Consider the following 24357-nt stretch of genomic DNA (forward strand, 5'->3'; position numbering starts at 1 on the left):
GAGACCCGAATTTCTAAGCGGCGGCGCCGACGACGAGACGGGGCGTCCCGGCCCAGGGAGCGGCATCCGTCGCGTTCCGTCCGTCGACCAGCAACCGGATGCCCGGAAGGTCGGCGGGCGTGAGCGAACGGTACTCCGCGTGATCGGTCTGCAGGATCGCCACGTCGACCTCATCGCCCAGCGCGAACGGCTCGAGCCCCAGTGAGCGGAGCTCCTCGTCGGAGTAAAGAGGATCGTGCACGCGCACCTGCGCGCCCCTCGCCTCGAGCGCTGCGACGGTGGGGAACACCCCCGAGAAGGCGGTCTCCTTGACGCCTCCTCGGTACGCGGCCCCGAGGACGACGGCACGCAGGCCCTCGAGCGAGCCCAGGATGCTCGCCCCCTGAGCCACGAGTCGCTCGGGCATCGAAGCGTTGAGCAGTCGCGCCGTCCGGACGATGTCGGCATCGGGGTCGGTCGACAGATACAGACGCGGATACACCGGGATGCAGTGGCCTCCGACCGCGATCCCGGGTCGGTGGATGTGACTGTAGGGCTGGGAGTTGCAGGCCTCGATGACCTGGTAGACGTCGATTCCGTGGTCGGCGGCGAAGAGGGCGAACTGATTCGCCAGGCCGATGTTGACATCGCGGTACGTGGTCTCGGCCAGCTTCGCCATCTCAGCTGCCTCCGCGGATCCGAGATCCCAGACGCCGTTGGGCCGGGGAAGGTCATCCCGCTCATCGAACTGCAGGACGGATTCGTAGAAGTCCCGCGCGCGGCGCGCACCCGCGTCGGACAGCCCGCCGATGAGCTTCGGGTACTTGCGCAGGTCGGAGAACACGCGGCCCGTCAGGACCCGCTCGGGTGAGAAGACGAGATGGAAGTCCGACCCCTCGACGAGGCCGGAGCCCTCCTCGAGCATCGGCTTCCACCGGCCTCGCGTGGTGCCGACCGGGAGAGTCGTCTCGTAGGACACCAGCGTTCCCGGGGTCAGGTGCTCCGCGAGCGAGCGCGTCGCGGCATCCATCCAGGCGAAGTCCGGCTCCCATGTCGTGTCGTTCACGAAGAGCGGGACCACGAGGACGACGGCGTCGGCACCGGGGATCGCCTCGGCGTAATCGGTGGTGGCTCGCATGCGGCCACCCGGCACGAGCTCCGAGAGCTTCTCCTGCAGATGCGCCTCTCCGGGGAACGGCTCGTGACCGGCGTTGACGGCCTCGACGACCTTCGCGTTGACATCGACTCCGATCACCTCGTGTCCGGAGTCGGCGAACTGGACGGCGAGGGGAAGGCCGATCTTTCCGAGGGCCACGACGGCGATGCGCATGGATTCCAGTCTAGGCGACCGACACGACTCCTCCCTCGGACGGGGAGCCTCACTCCCGGTCGGGCAGCACGGCGCGAAGCATCGACAACGCGACCTCGCGCTCACGGTCGAAGCTCAGTGCTCGGGCGGCCGCGTGGGATCGTTCCTTGTACTCGCGCACTCGATCGGAAGTGAGGTTCGCGAGAGCTCGCACGCAGCCCTCCAGCGTGAAGTCGTCTCCGACGACGCCGAGACCGTACTCACGGACGACGCGTTCCATCTCCAGGGTGGGACCGACGGCGATCGCCAACCGAGCCTGCACGAAGTCGAAGAGCTTGTTCGGCAGAGTGAGTCGCGCATTGGTGTGGACAGGCGGGATCCAGAAGACGCCGACATCATAGGCGTTCAGCGTCCGGGGCAGATCGGACGGTGGCACGGGCTCATGGAACGTCACCCGGGGATCGCCGCCGGCACGATTGCGCAACTGCGACAGATACCTGCCGCCGTCCGCCGCCGGCACGAGGTAGAGGTCGAGTGTGAACCGCTCGTCGAGGGCTCGCACGGCGTCGATCATGGTCTCCAGGCTCCGCCCGTGGATGGCGCCGCCGCTGTGGACGAGGCGGATCCGATCGGGCGAGACGGGAGTTGGTGCGAGGTCGGCGAACGGTGCCGCGTTGCGCATCACGAGGGGGCGCACGCCGAAGTTCTCGTCGTACAGCTCGGCTATCTCGCCGCCCACGGTGGTCGCCGCGGCGGTCCGCGGCAGGTACTTCCGGCACAGGTGCACCATGAACGGCGCGACGAGGAGCCTCCACGACAAGACGTGCGTCCGCTCCTCCGGTGCCCATTCGTGGAGATCGGCCCACACGGGGGCGCCGCCGCTGACGGCGAAGGCGAGACCGAGCACGCGGGCGTCGTTGGCGACCACGAGGTCGAAGTGCCGGCCTTCGAGCTTCTCCGCCGCATAGGCGACCCCCGGGGCAGCCAGTTCCGCCCGGTCGAACTGCCGAGTGGCGAGGAGGATCACGCCGCCGACCGTCTGCGGCAGCGAAGGCTTGTCGTCGGGGACACGGATGTGATCCGCGACACCCGGCGGAGCGTCACCGTGACCGACCGTCGTGACCTCGCCGAGCTCGCGGAGAACGTCGATCTGGCGCAGTACGCGGGCGTCGCGTCGGATCGGAGTGAGAGAGATGCAGAGAATGCGTGTCATGTGGGGAGTTCCCGGTAGATCTCGGCGAGTTCTTCGGCACTGCGGGCCAGACTTCGCTCGGCGACGACGAAGCCGCGACCCCGTCGCCCGAGGTCATCGCGCTCCTCCGCGGAGAGCGACAGCGCCTCCAGGAGCCGAGCGGCGAGCGCGGCCGTGTCTGCTTCCGGCACCAGCCAGCCGGTCTCCCCGTCGCGCAGCATCTCGGATGTTCCGCCGCTGTCGTAAGCGATCACCGGCACCTCGCACGCCTGCGCCTCGAGGAGCACGAGGCCCGCTGCCTCTCTGGCGATTCCGTTGACCCGTGTGGGGAGGACCAGGACGTGGGCGGCGGTGAGCTCCTCCCTCACCCTGTCGCTGGTCAGGCTGCCGGTGATGCGGATGTGGGGATGATGCTCAGCGGCACGGTCGAGCGCGGAACGCTCCGGCCCGTCACCCACGAACACGAGCTCGTGCGGCCGTGAGCGGACAGCGGCGATCGACGCCTCGACGAGATCGTGCACACCCTTGACTTCGCTCAGCCGACCGACGAACAGTACACGGGGCGTTTCCGCGCGCTCGGCGCTGCGCGGCCGGAAGAGCTCGGTGTCGACCCCCTGGTAGTGCACGATGAGCTTGGCGACGTCGGCTCCGCCGCGGGCGGCGATGTCGGCGATGTACGAGCTCACCGCGAGAACCGCGCGCGCCTGTGCGTACATCGCCGCGACATCCCGCTTCATGCGCGCCAGCGCAGGGCGTCCGAGCGGTCGGCGAGACGACGGCGGCGACAGCGGCACGAACGCATCGCCCCCGTGCACCGTCACGAGCGACGGCGCGCCGCACGTCCGCGATGCGCGGACTGCCGCTCGGGAGCCGTACGCGAAGTGCTGATGGATGATGTCGGGCCGCCACGCCTGCACCGCGCGTGCCGTCGCGGCCGTCAGGAGCGCGCCGAGCTGCTCGCGGCGCCTCACGGGCCAGCCGTCGGTGAACGGGAGGAGCCGGGAGACGGTGTCGTCGACGTCGATGGCCTCCCGCGCACCCTCATCGGTGATCGATGCGGCGCCGACGAAGAATCGGAAGTCGAACGGACCGGCGAGAGCGACGGGATGAGCGACCGCGAAATACGTCGGAGGAATCAGCAGCGATCCCTTCGTCATGGCGACGCGCATCGGACTCCTCGGGCGGTGGGCCGGTGATAACGTGGATGCTCCACGTCCCGGTTGCTCATTCTTCGACGGGTTCGCTTTGCGCCACGACTCCCCGCCTCACCTACTCTATGTCGCCTGGGGTTTCGCCCCCTCTCGCAGTGGCGGCGTCTACCGGCTCCTCGCCACGGCGAATGCGTTCGCGCGGAAGGGCTGGGACGTCACGGTGCTGACGGTGCCTCGAGACGTCTTCGAGCGCAGCACCGGCGTCGACCCGTCGCTCGAGTCGCGTGCGGACACGCGCGTGCGCGTCGAGCGCATTCCGTTCCCACATGAGGAGACGAACCTCGACCTGCGGACATGGGGCGCCTTTCGCGCCCATGCTCCGGAGCTCTGGAACGGCTGGAAGGCCTGGCAGACCGCGCGGGTCTTCCCTGAGCCACGGTACGGTCTGTGGCGGCCGGAGCTCGAGCGCGCAGCGGAGCGCATCCACGCCGAACGTCCGGTGTCGCTCACGATCGGCTCCGGCAATCCCAACGTCGTGCACACTGCCGGCCTCCACCTCCACGAGCGCCACGGGGTGCCGTTCGTCATGGACTACCGCGACACCTGGCAACTCGACATGTACTCCGGACGACGGACGCTCTCGCCGAAGAGCAGGGGAGCCGCGTGGGAGCGCCGAATGGTCGCCGCCGCCGACGAGATCTGGTTCGTGAACGAGCCCATCGCCGCGTGGCACCGCGAACTCTATCCCGAGTGGGCACAGAAGATCTCCGTCGTCTCGAACGGCTTCGACCCGGAGTTCGTCGGAGCGCCGACAGCGCCGCGCACCGACCGCGGTGAGGGGCTCGTACTCGGCAACATAGGAACGATGACATCGCAGACTCCCATCCGCCAGCTCGTCGACGGCTGGATCGCGGCGCGCGAGCGCGGCGCGCTCGCGCAGGACCGCATCGACCTGTTCGGCTATCTCGGACATCAGGGCGACGACGAGGGGCGCGTGCTCGAGCAGATCGCCCGCGTGCAGGACGGGAGCGTGAGCTATCGGGGAGCTGTCTCCAAAGCGACCATCGCCGAGGTGTACGCGCGCCTGGATGCGCTGATCCTCCCGCTCGGGACGAGTCCCTTCATGACGAGCGGCAAGGTGTTCGAGTACATGGCGACCGGCCTGCCCATCGTCTCGGTGCACGATCCGCGCAACGCCGTCAGCGACACCCTCCAGGGCTACCCCGCGTGGGTGCCGGCGGAGTCCCTGGAGGCAGCCGACGTCGCGGACGCACTCGTGCGCGTGGCCGAAATCGCATCCACACAGACGCTCGAAGACCGACAGGTGGCCCGCGCCTGGGCCGAACGCTACGAGCGCGCGCGTATCCTCGACCCGATCGCCGAGCGGTGGCGAGCGGACATCGACGCGAGAGGTGCCGCATGAGCCGCGTGGTCGCAGTGGTCTCCCACCCGGGCGCTGTGGAAGCGCTCGCCGATCTCGCCGCCGAGCATGATCTCACAGTGATCGTTCCGGGCGACGTGGCGCCCGGAACGATGCCGCACACGTACCCCGCCGCCGTGCCCGTCCGTGCTCCCGTCGCCGCCCGCATCGTCTCGGCTGCTCAGCGGAGCGCGATCGGACGGAATCTCGTGCGCATCTCGCCGCTCGATCAGTCGCGCCGGCTCTGGCGCGCGGTCCGCGACGATCCTCGGATCGCGGACCTGATCCGCTCGGCCGACATCGTGGTCGCCGCAGACCGCGACGCCGTCTTCACCGTGTGGAAGATGACCCGGACGCGCAGATTCGACGGACCGTGGGCCGCAGTGTTCGGCGTCGCGGCGGCGCGCTATGCCGCAGCTCGCTCGGCGACCTGATCCGCCACCATCGTCGGCCTCAGCTCAACCCGGCGAGCCGGGCCTGGTGCGCGAATTCGTCGCTCTGAGCGACGACCTCGTCGAACGTCCCCTGGGCGCCGACCCGCCCTCCCTGCATGAACACGATCCGGTCGTAGTCGCGGATCGTGCTCAGGCGGTGGGCGACCGCGATCACGGTCACATCACCGCGGAGTCCGCGAATCGCCTCGGCGACATCGGCCTCCGTCTTGTTGTCCAGGGCGCTCGTCGCCTCATCGAGGACGAGAATCAGCGGATCGCTGTAGAGGGCGCGGGCGATGCCGAGCCGCTGCCGCTGCCCGCCGGAAAGGCTCAGACCGCGTTCGCCGACGCGGGTGTCGAGGCCGTCCGCACGCGCCTCCACGACATCCCAGAGCTGAGCTCGGCGCGCCGCCGCTTCGACCCGACCGCGGTCGTAGGAGTCTTCCCAGGTGAGGGCGATGTTCTGACCGATCGTCCCATCGAAGAGGGTCACCTCCTGCGGGACGTATCCGACGTGCGTCCGCCACGCCTTGAGCACGCCCGTCAACGGGAGTTCATCGATCCTGATCTCCCCCGAGTTCGGAGTCAGCAGGCCCAGCACCAGGTCGACCAGGGTGGACTTACCGGCGCCCGAGGACCCCACGATGCCGACGGTCGATCCCAGCGGGATGTCCAGGGAGACGTCTCGCAGCGCAGGCACGTCGCCGCCGGGAAACGAGAACGACACATGATCGAGTCGCAGCATCCGCGGTGCGCCGGGAAGGGGCTCGCGACCGAGGTCCTCCCGGTCGGCGTGATACCGCTTTGATGCCTCGATGTCCGACATCACGAGGTCGACGTAGGGTCCTGCGGTGGCGGTTCGCGTGAGGACCGCCTGGAAGCCCGTCAGCGACGGAACCAGGCGGAACCCTGCGATGCCGAAGAGGGCGACCGCGGAAATCGTTGCGGCGATGTCGCCGCTGTTGGTGAGGTACGCCGCACCGCCCACCACGACGAATCCGCCGATGATCGCCGCATCGAAGATGAACCGCGGCACGGCTGAGAGGAAGCTCACGTTCGCCCGGGCCTGCGCCGTCCGCCGACGCGTCGCACCGACGACGGCCGTGACCTCATCGGCCTTGTCTCGCAGAGTGATCTCCTTCAGCGAGGCGATCATCCCCGAGATGAGCGCCGCGACGCGCAGCGAGGAGTCGCGGGCCACTCTCGCGGCCTGCCGGGTCTTTCCCGTGAGGACCAGGTACTGCAGCATGGCGATCCCGCCGAGGTAGACCGTCGTGATGACCGCGGTGAGAGGCTGGGCCACGACGATGATCGCCACCACGCCCACCGACGTGACGATCAGCCCCGGGAGAGTCGTCACGGGTAGGAGGAACCCTCCGACGACGTTGGCGATCGCGCTGTCGGTCATGGCGACGATCTGAGCACTGTTGCGCGAGATCCGGTCCGTCCACGAGGAACGGATGTACGCCCCGAACAGCTGCTGCCCCACCGCGAGCTCGTACGTCGCGAAGCGTCGGGTCGCGATCCACTGCAGCCAGACGTTCGCCGCGGACTTCGCGATGACGACCCCTGCCAGGATCAGGATGAGCCACATCACCTGATCCTGCGGAATCGCGCCGATGACCGGCAGTTCGACGTCGGCTCCGGCGACCGTCGCCGCGAGGACGACGGCAAGGGCCATGAGAGCGACGACATCGACCACGGCCAGCACGCTGGACACGACGCTGAACGCCACGAGGAACCTGCTGGCCGAGGCCGGCAGCAGCGGGAGAAGGCGTCGTAGCGTGCGGTAGATGTGAATCATGGGTCAGAGCCGCACCGCGTCACCGGTGCGCGCCGACGCGAGCGAAGCCTCGACGACAGCGAGTGCGCGAAGGCCCTGCTCCATCGTGACGACATCGGTCTTGTCACCGAGGACGGCATCGCGGAAGGCCTCGTGCTCGACGCGCAGCGGCTCGCGCTTCGCGAACGCGAAGCGCGTGACGTCGCCTTCGGACACCCCTCGGAACGACGACACCGATTCCCATTCGAGCGGGATCGTGCCGTTGGCGAAGAAGGTCAGGTCCCCCGTCGAGGTGTCGGCGACGAACGCCCCCTTCTCACCGGTGACGACCGTGACACGCTCCTTCATCGGGCTGAGCCAGTTGACGATGTTGTTGACGATGACCCCCGATCCGGTGCGACCCGTGATCGTGATCATGTCCTCGTGCTCACGTCCGCTCTTGAACGCGGTCTGCGCGAAGACACGTTCGTAGTCGCTCTGCACGACCCACGCCGTGAGATCGACATCGTGCGACGCGAGGTCCTTCGCGACACCGACGTCCGCGATTCGCGACGGGAAAGGTCCTTGGCGGCGGGTCGTGACCTGGTAGACGGCGCCGAGGTCGCCCGCCTCGATGCGGCGGCGGAGCTCCTGGAGCGCGGGATTGAACCGCTCGATGTGCCCCACCGCGCCGATCAGCCCGGCGGCCGCGAAGGCCTCCACCATCCGCTGCCCGGCTTCGACGGAATCGGCGATGGGCTTCTCGACGAGAGTGTGCACGCCCGCCTCAGCGAGCTTCAGCGCCGCCGCCTCGTGGAACCTCGTCGGCACAGCGACCACCGCGATCTCCAGCCCGACATCGATGAGGGCGTCGATGTCGGGGAGGATCTGGAGATCGCCCGCCACGCCGTGCGGATCGCCGCCCGGGTCTGCGATGGCGACGAGCTCGACGCCGTCCAGCTCCCGCAGGACCCGGGCATGGTGGCGTCCCATCATGCCGACGCCGAGCAGGCCGGCCCGCAGAGCGGCCATCAGGCGCCTGCCCCGGCGACGGCGTTCACCGCACCGACGATCCGTTCGAGATCGTCGGTGGAGAGTGACGGGTGCACGGGGAGCGACACCACCTCGCGCGCCGCAGTCTCGGTCGTGGGCAGGTCGAGCTCGACGGCGTAGTGCGCGAGAGAGGGAAGGCGGTGGTTCGGAATGGGGTAGTACACGCCGCTCCCGATGTTGTGCTCTTCCTTCAGCGCTCGTACGAAGCCGTCGCGGTCATCGGCGACGCGGATCGTGTACTGGTGGTACACGTGGACGGCGCCCGGCATCACCGGAGGGACGACCACGCCGCGGAGATTGGCGTCGAGGAACGCCGCGTTCGACTGGCGCGCCGCTGTCCACGCATCGACCTTCGTCAGCTGCACCCGGCCGATGGCCGCATGGATGTCCGTCATCCGCGCGTTGAAGCCGATCACCTCGTTCTCATACTGGCGCTCCATTCCCTGGTTGCGCAGGAGGCGAGCACCGCGGGCGATCTCTTCCGTCGCGGCTGAGATCATGCCGCCCTCGCCGCTGGTCATGTTCTTCGTCGGGTAGAGCGAGAACATCGCGAATGCGCCGAACGTGCCGACCGGCCGTCCGTCGAGCGCCGCTCCGTGCGCCTGGGCGGCGTCCTCGTACAGCGCGATGCCGTGCTCGTCGGCGATCGACTGCAGCTCGCGCATGCGGGCGGGGTGTCCATAGAGGTGCACCGGCATGATGCCCTTGGTGCGGGAGGTGATGGATGCCTCGACAGATGCAGGGTCGAGCGTGAAGGTGTCGGGCTCGATGTCGGCGAACACCGGGGTGGCGCCGGTCAGGGCGACGGAGTTGCCGGTAGCCGCGAACGTGAAGGACGGCACGATCACCTCGTCGCCGGGGCCGACGCCCGCCGCGAGGAGGCCGAGATGCAGACCGGCGGTGCCGGAGTTGACGGCGACCACCGGTCGCCCCTGCACGAAGTGCTCCGAGAACTCCTTCTCGAAGGCCGCCACCTCGGGTCCCTGCGCGACCATTCCGCTGCGGAGGACCCGATCGACGGCCTCTCGCTCCTCGTCGCCGATGATGGGCTTTGCCGGGGGGATGAAGTCGCTCACGCGTGCTCCTCTTTCAGAAGTCCATCGGACTCGGTGTAGCGGGCGCCCGTCACGGGGCAGATCCATGGGCCGTCGGCGGACTCGCGGCTCAGCGGCACACCTGCCCTGCCGACCCAGCCCAGTCGCTTCGCCGGAACGCCGGCGACGAGGGCGAACGGCGGGACGTCCTTCACCACGACAGCGCCGGCGGCCACCGTGGCCCACGCGCCGATCGTCACCGGTGCGACGCAGGTCGCACGCGCCCCGATGGACGCGCCGGTCTCGATCGTGACACCGACGGGTTCCCAGTCGTGCGCACTCTTGAGCGATCCGTCCGCGTTGATCGCCCGCGGGTAGGTGTCGTTCGTGAGGACGACTGCCGGGCCGATGAAGACCCCGTCGGCCAGTCGGGCCGGCTCGTAGACGAGCGCGTAGTTCTGCACCTTGCAGTTGTCGCCCATGACGACACCGGTGCCGACGTACGCCCCGCGGCCGATGATGCAGTTGCGTCCGAGCACGGCACGCTCGCGTACCTGGGCGAGATGCCAGACGGACGAACCGTCGCCGATACGAGCGTCGGGCGACACATCGGCGGACTCGACGATGCGCACAGCGGAAGTATTGGTCACGATGGGGGCTCCTGCACGGGGCGGACGGATGGCCCCTGATCCTGCTCGATTCTACCGGCGGTCCGTGGGAGACCAGCCAGGGCGAGGACGGCGTCCGCAGCGCGAGCACCGACCGCTTCGAGGGACACGTTGTCCGCTGCCCACTGCGCCCGACGCGGGCGCTCGCGTTCGGTCGCGCCGAGTTCGCGGTCCTTGAGAAGCCGCTCCATCGCGTCGGCGACCGCGGAGGGATCGTGCGAGACCGCCAGTCCCAGATCATTTTCGCGGACGATCGCGCCGAACTCGTCGGGCCCCGCGTACAGCACGGGCGTCCCGCACGCGGCGGCGGCATACGCCTTGGTCGGGTGTGCGAACTCGTAGCCGGTTCCCGGCGCGAGCGTGACGAGTGCCGCCACGGCTCCACGGAGCTGGCGAGCCGCCAGTTCGGGGGCGATCACCCCACCGAACTCGACGCGACCCGGTACGAGGTGCTCACTCAGGTCGCGCAGCTCCTGCTCGTACACGCCCTGACCGTAGAAACGGAGCGTGAGATCGGGATGCTGCGGCGCGATGGAAGCGAACGCTTCGACGAGCACCTGCGGCCGATGAACCTCGGACATGGTTCCGGTGTAGACGAAGTACGCGCCGTCTCCGCTCGCCGGCGCGAGCGGCGTGAAGACGGTGGTGTCGACGCCGTGCCCGACGACGGTCACATGGGCCAGGTCCACTCCGAGTGCGGCGAGCCGTTCGTTCACTCCGTCCGACACCGACAGAACGCATGCCGCACGGCGGAGGACGAATCGCTCCATCGAACGCATCAGGCCGACGACCAGCCGCGGTGCGCCGACAGCAGCGACCCCGTCGCTCCAGACGTCGGCCGCGTAATAGGCGAAGGGACGGCGCCGCAGCGCCGCGACGACTGCGGTGACCGCTCCCGTCGTCGGAGGCGCCTCCGCCACGGCGACGGAGAAGCGCCGGGCGATCAGCCGGAGCAGCAGCGGTACGTCGAAGCTCATGTACTGCACGTACCCGCGGATGTTGCCCCCTCGGTCACGCAGGGCGGGAAGTCGTTTCACCTTCACGCCCGCCGCATCGCGGATGGTCGGCGCGTGCGCCGCCGGAGTCGACGTGATGACGGTGACGCCCGCGCGACGCGCCAGCGCACGTGCAAGCGCGCCCAGCCGGAAGGCCGCCGCGTTCACCTCGGGCGGGTATGTGCGTGTCGCGAGCAGGACGACCGGCACGGTGGAGCTGCCGCTCACGCCTCTGCTCCCGCATCGTGCGCGTCATCGTCGGATGTCGCGACCTCCCCCGTGCGATCGGCCGCATCCACCCCCGCCACCGCCTTCTCCAGCTCGGTCAGCCGCAGCTCGTGGAACGCGCTCTGCTCCGCGAGCGTGCGGATCTTCTCCTCGGCGCGGGTGAGCTCGGCGCCGTACTGGAGGCTGACGAGGAATAGGAGACCGATCGCGATGAAGAAGACGAGGTTTGTAGGGACCGCGATCCCCAGCAGCTGCGCCGCCCAGGTGAGCGTCTGCGGGAAGACGGCGACGATGAGCGCGAGGACGCCGCCGATGAGCCACCACACCGCGTGCCGCTCGCGAAGAGTGGCCCGTCGCATCAGCTCGATGATGGCCACGAGGGCGAGAACGGCGGCCGCGATGCCGAAGGCATATGTGACCGGGTTCATGACGCGCCCGCCGCGCTGAGAGGGACACGGGGACGGAGGAGGGCGAGCAGGAACGCCATCCCGGCACGGAAGAGGTACACGGCAGCGCGCAGAGGCTGATGCGAAGGTGCGCCGCCCTGACGCGGTCGCATCGCCACCGGCAGCTGGGTGATCCGCAGACCCGCGCGCGCCCCGATCACCAGGGCCTCCACGGTATCGCCGAGGTACTCGGCCGGATACGTCTCGGCGAACAGGTCCACGGCCCGCGGCCCGTTCGCCTTGAAGCCGCTCGTGACGTCGTCGAGGCGCCGTCCGGCGACTTTGCTCATCGCCCATGCCAGGACCCGCATGGCCCACCGCCGCGGCCCGCGCGCACCGTACTCGCCCACCCCGGCGAACCGCGCCCCGATCACCACGTCGGATTCGGAGAGCCCGCTGATCAGGTCCGGAATGTACGCGGGGTCGTGCTGACCGTCGGCGTCGACCTGGACGACGATCGAGTGACCGTGATCCCGGGCGTAGCGGAAACCGGCCCGCATCGCTCCCCCGACGCCGAGGTTGAAGGGAAGGCGAAGCAGCACGGCGTCAGCCGCACGCGCGACGCGGGCCGTGGCATCCGTCGATCCGTCGTCGACGACGAGGCACACGGCTCGCGGGACGGCCTCGCGGATGCTCCGCACCACGTCTCCGACCGAAGCCTCCTCGTTGAGCGCCGGAACGACGACGAGGAGGCGGTCTTCGGGGGCGGGCATATCACGCAATCCTAGCCGGACGGAGGTCTGCCTCACGGAGTGCAAGCGGTGATCCGCCACAGCGACGCCTCCCCCTGGCGGTCGACGAGCTCGAAGCCGGGCTGCCCGGCGAAGCGGGTCATGCCTTCGAGCTCGTAGCGGCCGGGAGACTGCTCTCCGAGACCGAAGTCCAGGACGAATGCGGGCGAGCCGTACACCTCGAGCGCCTCGCAGACCTCCGGTTCGGAGGCGGCGCGGCGCAGGTCGCTCTGAATGACCTCCCACTCCGGGGTGCGCGGATGCGCCCACGTGCGGGGATAGACATCGCGGCCGCTCAGCATGTATCCGAAGCCCATGCCCGTGGACGGGTTCCCGATCACGCGCTCGTCCGCCCCGACGTGCTCGTCGAGGCGTTCCAGCAGCGCGCGCTCGTCAGGTGACAGGTAGTCCTCCGTGACATACCGCGACTCGGTGTCCGTCGTGCCCTCCGTGACGGCGCGCATCTGGATCACGGGGGCGGCGATGAGCGAGGCGATGCCGAGCGCCGCCACCGCCGCCAGACCCCAGGCCGCTCCGGAGGACGCCGCCTCCGCTCCGCGTTTGCGCGACACCGAGCGGGCGGCCCAGTCCACGATCGACGCGAGCCCGATGGCCGCGAGCGGAATGATCACGACGGCGCACGCCGCCGCGATCCGATACGGATCGGCGTACCACGCGCCGAGGAGGAAGCGGCGCACGAGGGGATTGCCCACCGACGCTGCGGCCGCGTAGAGCCCTGCCAGCACAAGCCAGGAGGTGGCGAGCCACCTCAGGTCGCGCCGGAGGACCGCGACGACGACACCGACGATCATCAGGATGCTCACCCCGGGGAGCACGGGCAATAGCACCATGCCGTTCAACAGGACGTCGAGTGCGGCCTCGACCTTCGAGCGGAAAGGCGGCCAGTGCGAGCCCGAGGTGCTGCGGTTCAGGGTGACCCACATCGACACGAAGACCACCCACACGACGGCCAGCGCCCCCGCGAGGAGGGCACGGGTGCGCCCTCGCGAACCGGCCGCCTTCGGAATCGCCCACCACGTGAACCACGACACCGCGAGGATGCCCCACGTGAGCAGCGATGCCGGCTGCGAGAGCGCGATCGCCCCGACACCGGCCAGCACGAGGATCCCGAGGAGCACGGCTGACCGGACCCGACCGGAAACCGGGGAGTCCTCCCGCATCCACTGCGCCGACCCGACCACGAGCCCGGCCACGGCGGGAACGAGCGCGAGCGACAGCGCGAAGGAGTAGAGCACGCCCCACTGGAACATCAGCATCGGGAAGACGACGAGGGATGCCGAGAGCGCCGCCGCCAACGGGACCACGATGGACGAGCGACCCGTGGATCGCAGCGCCAACCATGTCACGCCGAGCGTCCACACGCCGGCCGCGATGATGAGCGAGACCGCGTTCGCCGCAACGGGGATCTCGACCCCCGTGAAGATCACGACCGCGGATGCGAGAGCGTGCCATGCCGCCGGATAGAAGCCGCGGCTGCCCACCACCGAGCTGATCTGCAGCGAAGAGGCGGAGCCGGTCTCGAGGATGTGACGGACGGCGTTGAGGTGGAACACGGCGTCGTTCGTCATGGAGATCGCGGCCGGGTCGTTCACGTAGATCACGAACCGCACGGCGGTGAGTCCCACGCCGATCACGAGTCCGGCGGCGAGCAGGATGAGAGAACGCCGCGCGGCGGTCACGGAGGGCCGTCGCGGGCCGAGGGCCCACCCGACGAGCCACGCGGCTCCTCCCAGCACGGCGATGCCGATGAGGATCGACGCCGCCGACCACGGCACCCGCGCGATGCCGTACACGAGCGCCAGCCCCGCGATCGCCGCCACGGAGAGCACAGGAGACAGCGCCCACAGAGTGAGCCCGCGCAGCCGCAGGCCCGCACCCGACACGAGTCCGGGCAGGAACACCACGGCCGCCGCGACGAGGATCGCGGGGGCGGCGGCGAGCCAGTCGCCGATCACGACTCCACCAGGCGGACGGCCCCCTCGACGGGGCCGTCGTAGACGACCTCTCCGCGGTTCAGAACCACACCGCGGCTGCACAGCTCGCGAACCATATCGAGGTCGTGGCTGACGATGAGCAGCGTCTTGCGCTGGGCGATGAGCTCCTCGAACTTCAAACGGCACTTCTCGCGGAACGGCGCGTCACCGACCGAGAGGATCTCATCGACGAGCAGCACGTCGAGTTCGACATGGATCGCGACGGAGAAGGCGAGTCGCATGAACATGCCCGACGAGTAGTGCTTGACCTCCTGGTCGATGAACTGCTCGATCTCGCTGAATGCGACGATCTCGTCGTAGCGCGCCTCGATCTCGTGCTTCTTCATGCCGAGGATCGCCGCGTTGAGGAAGACGTTCTCGCGTCCCGACAGCTCCGGATGGAACCCCGCTCCGACCTCGATGAGCCCCGCGACGCGTCCGCGCGTGAGGACTTCGCCCTCGTCGGGCTCCATCACCCCCGAGATCAGCTTCAGAAGGGTGGACTTGCCCGACCCGTTGAGACCGAGCACGGCGACGGACTCGCCCTCGCTGATCGCGAGATCGATGCCCTTCAGCGCCTCGAACTCGCTCGTGAGCTTGCGTCGCCTGATCCAGGACACGACGGTGTCCTTGAGGGAGTAGGCGTGGTTCAGCGTGAAGCGCTTGCGCACGCCGTCGATGATGATGCTGGGCTTGATCGCCGTTTGCTGAGTCATAGGTCCTGAGCGAATCTTCCCTCGAGGCGACGGAACACGAGCTGCCCGATGAGCAGGGTCGCAAGGGCGATCACGAACGTGGCGAGGGTGTTCCACGCCAGGTTCGGCGGAATCGCGAAAGCACCGGGTGTCACGGGCCGCCAGAACGCGTAGTGGAAGAGCTCGACGGCCTGCGTGAGGGGATTGAGCAGGTACAGCTCGAGCACCCATTGCGGCCAGCCGAGGGTGCCGACGAGCGCGTCCTCGACCTGCGTCCACGAATAGAGCACCGGCGATGCCCAGGTCGCCAGCAGCAGGAGCAGCTCCACGATGTTCTCGGCATCGCGATAGCGCACGTTGATCGCCCCGAACAGCAGTCCGAGACCGAGTGCGAAGACCATGACGATGACCATGCCCGCGAAAATCGCGAGCACCGACAGGACCGAGATCTGCACGATCCAGCCGAGGAGGAGGCACACCACCAGGAGCAGGGCGACCTGCGGCAGGAAGTGCACGAACGCCACGACCGTGGCGGACACGGCGAACAGCTGACGCGGGAGGAACACCTTGCGCACCAGCGCCGCGTTCCCGACGATCGACGTGGTCGCGTTCTTGAAAGCCTCCGAGAAGAGGTTGATCACCACGATCCCGCTGAAGAGATACACGGCGTAGTTCTCGATGCCCCGGTCCATTCTCAGGAACAGACCGAGCACGATCCAGAACACCAGGAACTGCGCGGCCGGGCGCACGTACGACCAGGTCCAGCCGAGGACGGAATTGCGGTAACGCGTGGTGACGCCGGTGCGGATCAGCAGGCGCAGCAGGTAGCGCCACCGCACGACATCGATCAGCCCACGGCTCTTGCCGGGGATATCGAACTCGGAACGCGGGACGGCGCTGAAGAGGTCTCGGGTATCGGTCACGGGCCTCACTCATTCGGCGCACGGCGACGGGAGGTCACCGCGGGGACCTGCACATTCTAGATCAGCGAACCTGAGCGCATCCGGCAGGCGCACGGCTCAGGTCCGGCCCCGCTCCGACCTGCGCTGCTGCACCCACCCGCGGAAGGCGTCGATCGCGCCGGGAGCCCAGATGGCGGGGTCGGTCGTCGCTTCCATCGCGCCGTCGGCGACGAGCCGAACCCGCGCGGCGGCCTCGGCGGCATCACGCACCCTCGCACCGAACCTGTCGCCGATCACCGTGTCGGCGAACGGACTGTCGCGAGGGATCACGCGACACCCGAAAGCGCGGGCCTCGAACAGGACAGTGCTCGCCTCGCCGATCACCACCGCCGACTTCTTCAGCGATTCGTACACGTCCGGCGCGACATCCACCGTCACGCCGGGATCTGCCGCCAGCCGCGGATACCGCCGCGCGGTCTCGGCGCGCTCCCCGGGATGCGGGCGGAACGCGATGGACCACTCCGCGCTCAGTTCCGCCCGAAGGCCCATGACGAACGCGTCGGTGACGTCCGGCGCCGTGCGGGACGACACCACCAGGATGCTGCGTCCACGATCGGGGCGGGCAGCCGCAGCTTCGCGTTCCAGATGCGGCTTCCCGATCGCAGTGACGGCTCCGGGATGGCGGATCGACTCCGACCAGTAGCTTCCGAACGTCAGAACTTCGTCGGGGAGGGCGCGCTGGAGCGCCGGTCTGCGGAACGCCGCGCCGTAGTTGTACGCGGCATGGGAGGGGCCGATCCAGCCGTGCTGGGGTTCGGCGACCCAGGCACCGGCATCCTTCATCAACGCCACCCATTCCCCGTGATACGAGTAGGAGCCGTTGTCGAACAGCACGACCCCGGGCCGGACGCGCTCGAGCAGACGCGAGAGCTCGTCGAGTTGATGAGGGCGCTGGAGCTCGCTGCGGCGCACGTTCTTCGCGATGTGTGCGAACGAGCCCGCGGGTTGCCCGAGGAGCCTCGCGAACTCGTCGAGCAGCAGATCCATCGCTCGGACCGTCCCCGCAGCGAGGGAGGTGCCGCGCGCGCGCCAGCGGGCGCGGGCGATCGCCGGCTCCATGCTCAGCGTCGGACGGAACGACGGGCGCCCGATCGCCGACGGCAGCGGGCGCACCTGGACGACCAGGGCATCGCCGGCGGCCGAGGCGAAGTCGTCTACGAGCCAGTTCCGGGCCTCGCGCCCGTGCTCTGACATCGTCGCACCGGAGACGTAGAAGAACACGTCGTGGTGCCGCGCGCGTCGCACGGCGTCCCATCTGCCCGGAAGGTACCCGCGTGCGACACGCCGCGCCTCCTTCCACCGCGTCCACTCGCTCGCGGAGACGACGTCGACGCTCCCCGTGTGCTCGGCGGACAGCATCCAGAAGATCTGCATCCGAACCAGCGCCCAGAAGGGAACCGTGGCGCCGGGCACGATCTCCAGCAGCGCGTCGGGCACGGCGTCTTCCAGTTCGAGGAACCTCCGCATCGTGCGGGACGTCCGAGCCGGAAGGTCGTCCGCCGTCACAGATCGCTCCGCTGGTTCATCAGCCACTCGACGACCGCGAAATCGAACTCGCTGTCGACATCGGTCGACCGCTCGGCGGGCATCTCGTAGAGGATCGTCGACGGGAAGAACACGACCTGCCCATCGAGAAGAGACTCGCGTTTCCAGACATAGATCGAGCCGTTCATGTCGAAGCAGCGCGGAGCATCCTGCCGGCGGAGGACGGCATCATCGGGCGCCTTGCTCACGGCGACGGTGCCGTCGGGCTGCTCCTCGACCAGGTTGAAGTACGGGTTGCGTCGCGCCTCGGCGCCGGTGATGAGCGAGTCCACATCCGCCGACTCGAACATCGCCACCGCACCCCGGATGTCGTCGACGGTGCGCAGCGGGCTCGTCGCGTCGAGGTCCACGCAGACGCCGAAGGTCTTTCCCGTGCGCTCTTCCGTCGCGCGCACCGCGTGCGCGATCGCCGGGACCTTGCCCGCGGTGTCGGTCGCCATCTCCGGGGGACGGACCACGACCCTCGTCGCCCCGAACGATGGCGCGAGCGCGAGGATCGCCTCGGAATCGCTGGACACCACGATCTCGTCGAACAGTCCGGATGCCGCAGCCTGGGCCACGGAATGTCCGAACAGGGGCCTTCCGGCGACGACGCGAAGATTCTTCCCGGGAACCCCCTTCGAGCCGGCTCGCACGGTGACGGTGCAGATCCTCATCGGGCCGCCCTCTCCCAGGCCCGGCGGGCCCGCTCGAGATCCTCGGGACGGCCCACGTCGATCCACTCCTCATGGATCTCGAATGCGCCTACCGCGCGACCTTCGTCGATCAGCCTGCTCAGGAGCGTCGGCATGTCGCAGTACTCATCTCTCTCGAGCGAGGCGATCGCGTGGGGCTCGAGCACGTAAATGCCCGCGCTCACGAGCTCCTGATGATGCGGCTTCTCGGCGAGAGAGGTCACCAGGTCGCCGTCGCGGCGGACGACGCCGAACGGGATCTCGAACCCGTACTCGCGCACGCCGATCGTGGCCGAGGCCGCCGCTGTGCGGTGGAAACCGAGCATGCGACGCATGTCGACGTCGGTGAGCAGATCGGCGTTCATGACCACGAACTCCGACTCCACCTCGCCATTGAGCTGCGCGAGCGCGCCCGCGGTCCCCAGCGGCGCGGTCTCGTGAAGATAGCTGATCTCGAGCCCGAGATGGCGCCCGTCGCCGAGATGCTCCTCGATGAGATGGCCCAGGTGATTGACCGAGACGTGGATGCGGCGGAAGCCCTGCGACCGGAGGCGGCCGAGGATGATGTCGATCATGGGGGTGTCGCCGACCGGCACGAGCGGCTTCGGGATGTCCTTGGTGATGGGGTAGAGGCGCTGGCCTCGTCCGCCGGCCATCAGCACCGCAGGAGTCGAGAGGGGGGTGGCGATGCGCTCGCCTTCCGCGACGACGTCGACGATCCGGGCCTCCTCATCGACGACGGCGACCACGCGGATGCCACGCTGGCGCTTCAGGATGTCGACGTCCTCCTGTGTCGCGGTCGGCGAGACGGTTGCCGGGGAGGGGTTCATCACCGTGGTGATCGCGTCGTCCAGGGTGGCGCCGGCCAGGAGTCCTCGCCGGATGTCGCCGTCGCTCACAGCGCCGACCAGCCGCCCCTCCGCGTCCACCACGAAGACGACCTGCAGTCGGCTGCGGTCGAGGCTGAGCAGCGCCTCCCGCAGCCGGACGTCGGGGCCGATCGTCAGATGCGCTGAATCGATCACTGCGTGTCTCCTCTGTCACCGCGCGGGCGCGCGGGGATGCCCATCACGATCGATCCTGGATCGACGTCGGCGACCACCACGGCACCGGCGGCGACCACGCTGTCGGCTCCGATCGCGATCCCGGGAAGCACCCTCGAGCCCAGCCCGACGAGGGCCCCGAGGCCGACCCGCACTCCCCCGGCGAGGATCGCCCCCGGAGCCACGTGTGCGTGGCGGCCGATCTCCGTGTCGTGCTCGACGATCGCGCCGGTGTTGATCAGCGCGCCCTCAGCCAATCGAGCCCCGGCGTTGACGATCGCTCCCGCCAGCACCTGAACCCCGGGGCCGAGGTCTGCCGCCGGATCGATGAAGGCGCGAGGGTGCAGGACCTGGGCCACCTCCATGCCCCGTGCGATGACCTGTTCGTGCAGCCGGCGCCGGGCGTGCGTGGAGCCGGTCGTTCCGAGGCCGTTGGCGAGCAGCACGTGGGGCGGAAGCGCGTCGAGACAGTCGTCATCACCGAGATGCGTCAGCGGCCCGAGGGCCGGGGACGGCTCGGGCGCCACGTACCCGCGGACGGTCTCACCGCGAAGGACCAGCGCAGCGATCACCGAGCGCGCGTGACCGCCGCCACCGAGGATCACGTACTCAGCCATCGATGAGCTCCCCGCGGGAGTAGGAGCGGGACGCCACGCTGCCCACGACGTCCCAGAAGTCGAACGACGTCCGCCCCGACTCCGGACGGAAGCAGCCCAGATCCTTCTCGCCGATCACACTCCCCTGCGCGATGTCGCGCACTGCCACGAGGCTTCGGCGCACCACCGCGCGGTTGCGCTCCTCCACGGGGTGCGGTCGCTTATCGGACGACCCGAGCATCACGGGCACCCGTCGCAGGTCGGCGACGTACGCGCGCAATGCGTCGGGGTCCAGCGAAGCGGCGTGATCGGGGCCTTCCGCTGCGGTGTCGAGGGTGAAGTGCTTCTCGACCACGGCCGCGCCGAGCCCGACGGCCAGAACCGATGCGAGCGAGCCGAGCGAATGATCCGAGTAGCCGACGCGGTGCCCGAAGGTCGAGGCGATCGTCGTGAGCGCTCGCAGATCGAGGTGGTCGTCGGCGGCGGGATACTCGGTCGTGCAGTGGAGGATCGTGACGTGCTGGGCGAAGTCCACGACGTCGTCGCGTCTCTGCCAGGCGGCGTCGAGGACGTCGGGGGTCAGGCGCGCCCCGACGTCCAGCGCACCGTGCGCCTGCGCGACCCCCGCGGCGAGGAACCGCAGGGCGCGGGCGATCTCGCCGAGGTCGGCCATGCCCGTGGAGAGGATCACCGGCAGACCCGTCCGCCCCGCCGCCACCAGGAGGGGGGCGAACGTCAGGTCGCCGGATGCGATCTTCACGACAGGGATCCCCAGTTCTTCCACGAGGAAGGCCAGGCCGCCGAGATCGAAGGCGGTGGAGAAGAACCGGATGCCGCGCGCATCGCAGTGATCGCGCAGAACGCGGAAGTCGTCGTGGCCGAGCTCGAGCGCGCGGAGGAGGTCGAGCTGCGACCGAGCGTCGTCGTCCGCGCGTCGCTGATAGTCCGCCATCGCGGCGCTTTCGAGGGCGAGCGTGTCAGCTGAGAAGGTCTGGAACTTCACGGCGTCCGCACCCGCGGAAGCCGCGAGATCGACGAGTTCCTTGGCCGTCTGAAGCGAGCCGTTGTGGTTGACGCCCGCCTCGGCGATCACGAATACGGAATCGGTCATCGGCGGGTGTCTCCCTCGAGGTCGTGGAACGTCTTGCGCGGTGGACGCGGGATGTCGTGGTCGCGCAGCGTCTGCGCCGTGCGACGGGCGAAGCCCGGGGCGCCGAACACCTCGGCACCGGCCGTCGCCGGGCCTCCGGCGAGCGCGTCCCGCAGCGCGCGTTGGATCGATCCCCGGTCCACGGGCGGCGACGAGACGCTCGCTGCCAGCGGCCTGCCGCGCTGACGATCGCCGATGACGACCGAGGGCACCCCGAGCACCGGCGCCTCCAGCACCGTGCTGGAGGAGTTCCCGACGACGACCGAGGCGGCGCGCATCGCGCTGAGGTACCCCAGCTGGCCGAAGGACTCGACGAAGTCCGTGCGTTCAGGATGGGCGGCGACGAACTCGGCGAGCCGCGAGCGCACATCCGCGGTGCCGATATCGGAGTTCGAGCCGGTGATCACGACGTGGAGGTCCTCGATCGAGGTCAGCGCTGCGAGCAGCTCGTCCACGATTCGCAGGGGTGATGCCACATCCATCACCGCCGGATGGAAGGTCATCAGTGCCGTGGGTGTGGGCAGCCGCACCCCGAATCGCCGCTCGACTTCCTCCCGAGGAAGGAGATCGAGCTCGGCCAGTGCATCGACGATCGGCGCCCCGTGGAAGAACACCCGATCGGGTTCCTCGCCCAACTGCACCACCCTCCGGCGGTGATCCTCGGTGGAGGTGAAGTGGAGGTAGGACATCTTCGTGATCGAGTGGCGCAGCGCGTCGTCCATGGCGCCCTCGGTCAGCTCACCCCCGTGGATGTGAGCCACCGGAATGGAGAGGATGGTCGCCGCCGTCGCGGCCGCGAACGCTTCGAGCCGGTCGCCGAGCAGGACCAGAACGTCCGGGTCCATCTCGGCGAGGACGCGGGCATAGGAGGGGATGGCGCCACCGACGTCGGCGGCAGCATCCACCGGGCCGTCCTCGCCCGACCAGATCGGAACGGAGGCGTCGATATCGAATCCGTCTCGCTCGATCTCCGACGCGGTGCGGCCGAATCCTTCGCTCAGGTGCGTGCCCGTCACGAGAAGGCGCAGACGGACCGCGGGATCCGCCCGGAGCTCGCGGAGAAGTCCGCGCAGCAGGCCGTAGTCCGCGCGCGTCCCGGTGAGAACGGCGACGGTCCTCACGACGCCGCCAAGGCAGGCGAGCTCGGGATGCACACGATTTCGGCGTGAAGCGCCTGCGCGTTCGACACATCCGCGTGCGGCAGATGCCGGTATGGCGCCTGCTCGTGCAACAGGTTCCACATCGGACGGCACTGGAGACCGGCGTCGTTCGTCGCCTCGAGCACCTCGTCGCGTCTGGCCCGTCCGCCCTCGAGACGCACAGCGCACAGCCAGTAGTTGCTTCGGGTCCCCACCGGCTCAGTGAGGAAAGTCGCCCCCGCGACATCGGCGAAGCGTGACGAGTAACGCGATGCGAGAAGCCGCTTGGCGGCCAGGAATGCGGGGAGCCGCTCCAGCTGCGCGACGCCGAGCGCGGCATTGAGGTTCGGCATGCGGAAGTTGTACGCGACTTCGTCGTGCTCGAACTCCCAGCGGTGCGGAAGCTTCGCCGTGGTGGTGATGTGGCGAGCGCGCCGGGCGAGCTCGTCGTCGGCCGTCAAGATCATCCCGCCGCCGCCCGTGGTCAGGATCTTGTTCCCGTTGAAGCTGAGGATGCCCAGCCGCCCGATCGTCCCGGTGTGCACGTCGCCGAGCAGGCTGCCCAGCGACTCGGCGGCATCCTCGACGACCGGGATATCGTGCTCCGCCGCGAGCGCGACGAGTTCATCGACGCGCAGGGGGTGACCGAGCGTGTGCATGGGGACGATCGCGGAGATCGGTCGTCCGGTCGCGGCGTTGACCGGCCCACGAGGGGACGGAGTGGCGCTCCGGAGGACCGCGGCAACCGCGTCGACCGAGAGCCCGAGGGTCTCGGGGTCGCTGTCGACGAAGAAGGGCTGTGCGCCGGCATGGCTGACCGCGTTCGCCGTCGCGATGAAGGAGAGAGTGGGAACGATGACGTCGTCGCCGGGTCCGACACCGGCGAGTTCGAGCGCCACCTGCAGGGCGGAGGTGCCGTTGGAGACCGCGATCGCATGCGGCGCGCCCGTGAATTGCTCGATCCCGCGCTCGAACTCCGCCACGAAGGCGCCGACACTCGACACGAAGGTGGAGTCGAGGCATTCCTGCACGCGCCGTTTCTCCAGCTCCGAGATGTCGGGCACGTGCAGCCCGACGAACGGCTCATCGCCGACGACATCGCGCAGGGCAGCGAGGACGTCCTCCCCCGGGCTCATACGACGTAGGCGTCTGTGCGGTACCGCGCCAGGTTCGCAGGATCGGTGAACCACTCCGCGGTGGCGCGCAGTCCCTCGCGGAATCCGTCGACGCCGTCGAATCGCGGTCGCCAGCCGAACAACTCCTTCGCCTTGGAGTTGTCGGAGAAGAGCCGCTCGACCTCGGAGCCGGCAGGGCGCAGGCGTCGAGGGTCCTCTGTCGCCGACGCGTCGACCCCCATCACCTCCGCGATCAGCTCGAACGTGGTCCCGATCGACACCTCGAATCCGACGCCCAGGTTCACCACCTCGCCCACTCCCGCGGTGCTCGTAAGCGCGGCTGTGAATCCGGCCACGGTGTCGGGAACGAACGTGAAGTCGCGCGTCGGAGTGAGTGCGCCCAGTTGGATCTCCCGCCTGCCCGCCGCCAGCTGACTGATGATCGTGGGGATCACCGCCCGCGCGGACTGACGCGGACCGAAGGTGTTGAACGGGCGGATGGTGAGGGCGGGGAGGTCGAACGAGCTGTGGAACGCGTAGACCATCTGATCGGCCGCGATCTTCGATGCCGAGTAGGGCGACTGGCCCTGAAGCGGGTGCGACTCGTCCATCGGGACGTAGCGCGCGGTTCCGTACACCTCGCTCGTCGAGGTGTGGATGAATCTGCTGATCCCGGTGGCGCGCGCAGCGTTGAGGAGGTTCAGTGTGCCCTGGACATTGGTCTGCACGTAGAGGTCGGGGGCGGCGTACGAGTAGGGAATGGCGATCAGTGCGGCCAGGTGCAGGACGGCGTCGCGGTCGCGCATCGCCGACATCATCAGTGCGGGATCACGGACGTCGCCGGGGAGGAAGTCGATCTCGGACGCCACCTCCGGATCGATGCCGTCCAGCCAGCCTCTCGAGTCGAACGAGTTGTAGAGCACGAGCGCACGCACGTCGTGCCCGTCACGAACCAGCTGCTCAGCCAGGTGCGACCCGATGAACCCGTCCGCTCCGGTGAGCAATACCTTCATGACGGTCAGTTTACCGTCCGGCCCGCGCG

General features: G+C 69.0%; 23 protein-coding genes. 2 read left to right on the plus strand and 21 right to left on the minus strand.

Annotated features, from left to right (window positions below):
* Positions 1-13: 13 nt before the first annotated feature.
* The 3 genes from ACFQ0P_RS01620 to ACFQ0P_RS01630 are packed head-to-tail and all read right to left on the minus strand — an operon-like array spanning position 14 to position 3649.
* Positions 14-1309: a nucleotide sugar dehydrogenase gene (locus ACFQ0P_RS01620; protein ID WP_204979987.1), complete on the minus strand. Its 1296-nt coding sequence runs from the start codon at positions 1307-1309 to the stop codon at positions 14-16.
* Positions 1310-1358: 49 nt separating this feature from the next.
* On the minus strand, positions 1359-2501 hold the full coding sequence (locus ACFQ0P_RS01625; protein WP_204979988.1) for a hypothetical protein: 1143 nt from the start codon (positions 2499-2501) through the stop codon (positions 1359-1361).
* On the minus strand, positions 2498-3649 hold the full coding sequence (locus tag ACFQ0P_RS01630) for a glycosyltransferase (RefSeq protein WP_204979989.1): 1152 nt from the start codon (positions 3647-3649) through the stop codon (positions 2498-2500). The genes ACFQ0P_RS01625 and ACFQ0P_RS01630 overlap by 4 nt, the downstream gene beginning before the upstream one ends.
* Between ACFQ0P_RS01630 and ACFQ0P_RS01635 the strand changes: the two genes are divergently transcribed.
* The gene (locus ACFQ0P_RS01635; protein ID WP_378771131.1) at positions 3636-5054 is read left to right on the plus strand and encodes a glycosyltransferase; all 1419 of its coding nucleotides are present in this window, start codon (positions 3636-3638) and stop codon (positions 5052-5054) included. The two genes, ACFQ0P_RS01630 and ACFQ0P_RS01635, sit on opposite strands and share 14 nt — an antisense overlap.
* Complete coding sequence (locus ACFQ0P_RS01640) at positions 5051-5485, plus strand: hypothetical protein (protein ID WP_204979991.1); 435 nt, start codon at positions 5051-5053, stop codon at positions 5483-5485. Before ACFQ0P_RS01635 ends, ACFQ0P_RS01640 begins: the two co-directional genes overlap by 4 nt.
* 19 nt (positions 5486-5504) lie before the next feature.
* Here the strand turns inward: ACFQ0P_RS01640 and ACFQ0P_RS01645 are convergent, their stop codons facing one another.
* From ACFQ0P_RS01645 to ACFQ0P_RS01730, 18 genes are all read right to left on the minus strand, one after another.
* Positions 5505-7289, minus strand: coding sequence for an ABC transporter ATP-binding protein (locus ACFQ0P_RS01645; RefSeq protein WP_204979992.1), 1785 nt, complete (start codon positions 7287-7289; stop codon positions 5505-5507).
* Positions 7290-7292: 3 nt separating this feature from the next.
* Complete coding sequence (locus tag ACFQ0P_RS01650) at positions 7293-8279, minus strand: Gfo/Idh/MocA family oxidoreductase (protein ID WP_204979993.1); 987 nt, start codon at positions 8277-8279, stop codon at positions 7293-7295.
* Positions 8279-9376: a DegT/DnrJ/EryC1/StrS family aminotransferase gene (locus ACFQ0P_RS01655; protein WP_204979994.1), complete on the minus strand. Its 1098-nt coding sequence runs from the start codon at positions 9374-9376 to the stop codon at positions 8279-8281. The genes ACFQ0P_RS01650 and ACFQ0P_RS01655 overlap by 1 nt, the downstream gene beginning before the upstream one ends.
* The gene (locus tag ACFQ0P_RS01660) at positions 9373-9984 is read right to left on the minus strand and encodes an acyltransferase (protein ID WP_378771136.1); all 612 of its coding nucleotides are present in this window, start codon (positions 9982-9984) and stop codon (positions 9373-9375) included. The genes ACFQ0P_RS01655 and ACFQ0P_RS01660 overlap by 4 nt, the downstream gene beginning before the upstream one ends.
* Positions 9981-11225 carry a glycosyltransferase family 4 protein gene (locus ACFQ0P_RS01665; RefSeq protein ID WP_378771138.1) on the minus strand — a complete coding sequence of 415 codons (1245 nt, stop codon included), beginning with the start codon at positions 11223-11225 and terminating at the stop codon, positions 9981-9983. Before ACFQ0P_RS01665 ends, ACFQ0P_RS01660 begins: the two co-directional genes overlap by 4 nt.
* Positions 11222-11653, minus strand: coding sequence for a DUF2304 domain-containing protein (locus ACFQ0P_RS01670; RefSeq protein WP_204979995.1), 432 nt, complete (start codon positions 11651-11653; stop codon positions 11222-11224). Before ACFQ0P_RS01670 ends, ACFQ0P_RS01665 begins: the two co-directional genes overlap by 4 nt.
* On the minus strand, positions 11650-12384 hold the full coding sequence (locus tag ACFQ0P_RS01675; protein WP_204979996.1) for a glycosyltransferase family 2 protein: 735 nt from the start codon (positions 12382-12384) through the stop codon (positions 11650-11652). Before ACFQ0P_RS01675 ends, ACFQ0P_RS01670 begins: the two co-directional genes overlap by 4 nt.
* 32 nt (positions 12385-12416) lie before the next feature.
* On the minus strand, positions 12417-14378 hold the full coding sequence (locus tag ACFQ0P_RS01680) for a DUF6541 family protein (RefSeq protein ID WP_204979997.1): 1962 nt from the start codon (positions 14376-14378) through the stop codon (positions 12417-12419).
* On the minus strand, positions 14375-15112 hold the full coding sequence (locus ACFQ0P_RS01685; protein WP_204979998.1) for an ABC transporter ATP-binding protein: 738 nt from the start codon (positions 15110-15112) through the stop codon (positions 14375-14377). The genes ACFQ0P_RS01680 and ACFQ0P_RS01685 overlap by 4 nt, the downstream gene beginning before the upstream one ends.
* The gene (locus ACFQ0P_RS01690; protein ID WP_204979999.1) at positions 15109-16014 is read right to left on the minus strand and encodes an ABC transporter permease; all 906 of its coding nucleotides are present in this window, start codon (positions 16012-16014) and stop codon (positions 15109-15111) included. Before ACFQ0P_RS01690 ends, ACFQ0P_RS01685 begins: the two co-directional genes overlap by 4 nt.
* Positions 16015-16110: 96 nt before the next feature.
* The gene (locus ACFQ0P_RS01695) at positions 16111-17559 is read right to left on the minus strand and encodes a hypothetical protein (RefSeq protein WP_204980000.1); all 1449 of its coding nucleotides are present in this window, start codon (positions 17557-17559) and stop codon (positions 16111-16113) included.
* Positions 17556-18254 (minus strand): acylneuraminate cytidylyltransferase family protein, encoded by a 699-nt coding sequence (locus tag ACFQ0P_RS01700; RefSeq protein WP_204980001.1) that lies wholly within the window; start codon positions 18252-18254, stop codon positions 17556-17558. Before ACFQ0P_RS01700 ends, ACFQ0P_RS01695 begins: the two co-directional genes overlap by 4 nt.
* The gene (locus tag ACFQ0P_RS01705; RefSeq protein WP_204980002.1) at positions 18251-19297 is read right to left on the minus strand and encodes a nucleotidyltransferase family protein; all 1047 of its coding nucleotides are present in this window, start codon (positions 19295-19297) and stop codon (positions 18251-18253) included. The genes ACFQ0P_RS01700 and ACFQ0P_RS01705 overlap by 4 nt, the downstream gene beginning before the upstream one ends.
* Positions 19294-19932 carry a NeuD/PglB/VioB family sugar acetyltransferase gene (locus tag ACFQ0P_RS01710; protein ID WP_204980003.1) on the minus strand — a complete coding sequence of 213 codons (639 nt, stop codon included), beginning with the start codon at positions 19930-19932 and terminating at the stop codon, positions 19294-19296. Before ACFQ0P_RS01710 ends, ACFQ0P_RS01705 begins: the two co-directional genes overlap by 4 nt.
* On the minus strand, positions 19925-21022 hold the full coding sequence (locus ACFQ0P_RS01715; protein WP_204980004.1) for an N-acetylneuraminate synthase family protein: 1098 nt from the start codon (positions 21020-21022) through the stop codon (positions 19925-19927). Before ACFQ0P_RS01715 ends, ACFQ0P_RS01710 begins: the two co-directional genes overlap by 8 nt.
* Positions 21019-22182 (minus strand): UDP-N-acetylglucosamine 2-epimerase, encoded by a 1164-nt coding sequence (gene neuC, locus ACFQ0P_RS01720; RefSeq protein WP_204980005.1) that lies wholly within the window; start codon positions 22180-22182, stop codon positions 21019-21021. Before neuC ends, ACFQ0P_RS01715 begins: the two co-directional genes overlap by 4 nt.
* Positions 22179-23336: a LegC family aminotransferase gene (locus tag ACFQ0P_RS01725; RefSeq protein ID WP_204980006.1), complete on the minus strand. Its 1158-nt coding sequence runs from the start codon at positions 23334-23336 to the stop codon at positions 22179-22181. The genes neuC and ACFQ0P_RS01725 overlap by 4 nt, the downstream gene beginning before the upstream one ends.
* Positions 23333-24328: a GDP-mannose 4,6-dehydratase gene (locus ACFQ0P_RS01730; protein WP_204980007.1), complete on the minus strand. Its 996-nt coding sequence runs from the start codon at positions 24326-24328 to the stop codon at positions 23333-23335. Before ACFQ0P_RS01730 ends, ACFQ0P_RS01725 begins: the two co-directional genes overlap by 4 nt.
* Positions 24329-24357: the final 29 nt, after the last annotated feature.

Origin of the sequence: Microbacterium insulae (assembly GCF_042677065.1) — a bacterium.
Taxonomy (GTDB): domain Bacteria; phylum Actinomycetota; class Actinomycetes; order Actinomycetales; family Microbacteriaceae; genus Microbacterium; species Microbacterium insulae.